This is a genomic window from Flavobacterium sp. (assembly GCF_036405015.1).
Classification (GTDB): Bacteria; Bacteroidota; Bacteroidia; order Flavobacteriales; family Flavobacteriaceae; genus Flavobacterium.
Genome location: NZ_DASWYK010000221.1, coordinates 1 through 2,170, shown reverse-complemented (window position 1 = coordinate 2,170; position 2,170 = coordinate 1). Strand labels below are relative to the sequence as shown.

At 33.8% G+C, this 2,170-nt stretch carries 3 protein-coding genes; 2 read left to right on the top strand and 1 reads right to left on the bottom strand.

Features of this window, described 5'->3' with window-relative positions; translation table 11 throughout:
• The first annotated feature begins 207 nt into the window (after positions 1 to 207).
• Together VGE71_RS19035 and VGE71_RS19030 are read left to right on the top strand one after the other, a co-directional pair.
• Complete coding sequence (locus VGE71_RS19035; RefSeq protein ID WP_331139716.1) at positions 208 to 1,032, top strand: alpha/beta hydrolase; 825 nt, start codon at positions 208 to 210, stop codon at positions 1,030 to 1,032.
• 23 nt (positions 1,033 to 1,055) lie between these two features.
• On the top strand, positions 1,056 to 1,610 hold the full coding sequence (locus tag VGE71_RS19030; RefSeq protein WP_331139715.1) for an alpha/beta hydrolase: 555 nt from the start codon (positions 1,056 to 1,058) through the stop codon (positions 1,608 to 1,610).
• Positions 1,611 to 1,738: 128 nt separating this feature from the next.
• Here the strand turns inward: VGE71_RS19030 and VGE71_RS19025 are convergent, their stop codons facing one another.
• Positions 1,739 to 2,074: a tRNA-binding protein gene (locus VGE71_RS19025; RefSeq protein ID WP_144214881.1), complete on the bottom strand. Its 336-nt coding sequence runs from the start codon at positions 2,072 to 2,074 to the stop codon at positions 1,739 to 1,741.
• Positions 2,075 to 2,170: the final 96 nt, after the last annotated feature.

The following is a 2,170-nucleotide window of genomic DNA, read 5'->3' as shown; positions in this document are numbered from 1 at the left end:
ATAGTTCTGAAAAATCTGAAAGCCAAAGATCAAGCTTTACAGATATTGATTTTGACGATATTTAATTCAAAATAAACTTTTAAAAGTTGTAAGTCCAATTTGTTCTACATTTTGGACTTTTTTTTTATATTTAGATTATGGGTTATAAGTCAAATATGAAAACACAAACTCTCATCCCCTAACTCTCATCTTTCAAATTCAACAAAAATGAAAAAATTAATTCTTCTTTTAAACTTCCTCTTCTTCGGAATTTCTGTTTCTGCACAGAATACAGAATATGAAACGAAAAACAATATTCAATATTATAATGCACAAGCAAATAAATCAGACAAATACATCAGCGAAAGATGTGTTTTAGATATTTACTACCCAAAAAACAAAACTGGATTTGCTACAATTGTATGGTTTCACGGTGGCGGATTAACTGGCGGAAACAAAGAAATTCCTGAAGCTTTAAAAAACAAAGGTTTTGCTATTATTGGTGTAAATTATAGATTATCGCCAAAAGTAAAAGCAGTAAAATGTATTGAAGATGCGGCAGCGGCAGTTGCTTGGGCTTTCAACAATATTACTACTTATGGAGGCGATAAAACCCAAATATTTGTTTCTGGACACTCAGCTGGAGCTTATTTGACTTCTATGATTGGTTTGGATAAAAAATGGCTTCAAAAAGAAAATATTGATGCGAATCAAATTGCAGGACTCATTCCGTTTAGCAGTCAATGTATTACACATTTCGAAATTAGAAGAGAAAACGGAATTCCGGAAAAACAGCCAACAATTGATGAATTTGCTCCTTTATATCACGTTCGCGCGGATGCTCCGCCTTTATTACTAATCACAGGAGATCGCGAATTGGAAATGTTAGGACGTTACGAAGAAAACGCATACATGGCTAGAATGATGAAATTGGTTGGACACACACAAACTAAACTTTACGAATTGGACGGTTATAACCACGGAATGACAGAACCTGCTTTTCCACTTTTGGTTAATGAAGTAAACCGAATTTTAAAAGAACGCAAAAAATAATCACTAAATAAAATTCCACGGCAATGGAGACACAACTTTTAATTATACCAGGACTTGGAGATTCTGGCGAAAAACACTGGCAGACCTTTTGGCATCAAAAATTCGAAAACTCAATCCGCGTTGTACAAGACAATTGGGACGAACCAATTCGAAAAGAATGGCTTGAAAGATTAAACGAGAACATCTTAAAACTAAACGAACCCACTATTTTAGTAGCACATAGCTTAGCTGTTTCATTGGTTTTGCATTGGGCAGAAAAATATAGTAATTCAAATATTATTGGCGCTTTTCTTGTTGCTCCAGCAGATGTAGATTCGCCAGAACATACACCAGAATGCACGAGAAACTTTTCTCCAATGCCACTTTATAAATTACCTTTTCCATCGGTAGTCGTAGCAAGCGAAAATGATCCTTATTCTCTATTTGAAAGAAAAAAATATTTCGCCGAAAAATGGGGAAGCGATTTTGTAAACATCGGAAAACAAGGCCATATCAACTCTGATTCTGATTTAAAATATTGGGAAGAAGGACAGGAGATTTTGCAGGAATTAATTAAAAAAATAAATATTGGCAATTAAAATTTAACCACAAAGTTCGCAAGGATTTTTTCCCTTTGAAGTTTTTACAAAAAATAAAGTTCGCAAAGCTATGTGTTATAAAACTTTGCGAACCTTGCGTAAATCTTTGCGAACTTTGCGGTTAAAAACTACCCAATTCGCAGTCCATTTGGTATTTTAAAATCAGGAGCTAATAAAATTACGTCTCCTTCCTCGCCTACAGCGCCAAGAACCAAACATTCACTCATAAATTTTCCAATTTGTTTTTTCGGGAAATTGACAACCGCTACAATCTGGCGATTTACTAAATCTTCTTTTTGATATCTTTTGGTAATTTGTGCAGATGATTTTCTGATTCCTATCTCCGAACCAAAATCTATTGTTAACTGAAAGGCTGGTTTTCTCGCTTCAGGAAAATCATTTACTTCTATAATTGTTCCGATACGCATATCGGTTCTTTCAAACTCGTTCCAGGTTAAATCCATTTTTATATTATTAGAATTACAAACCTATAAATTTTGTAATTAATCCCCCTAATTCTATAACCCATTTCTTTTACTTGCTGGTTAATTTTACGAAAG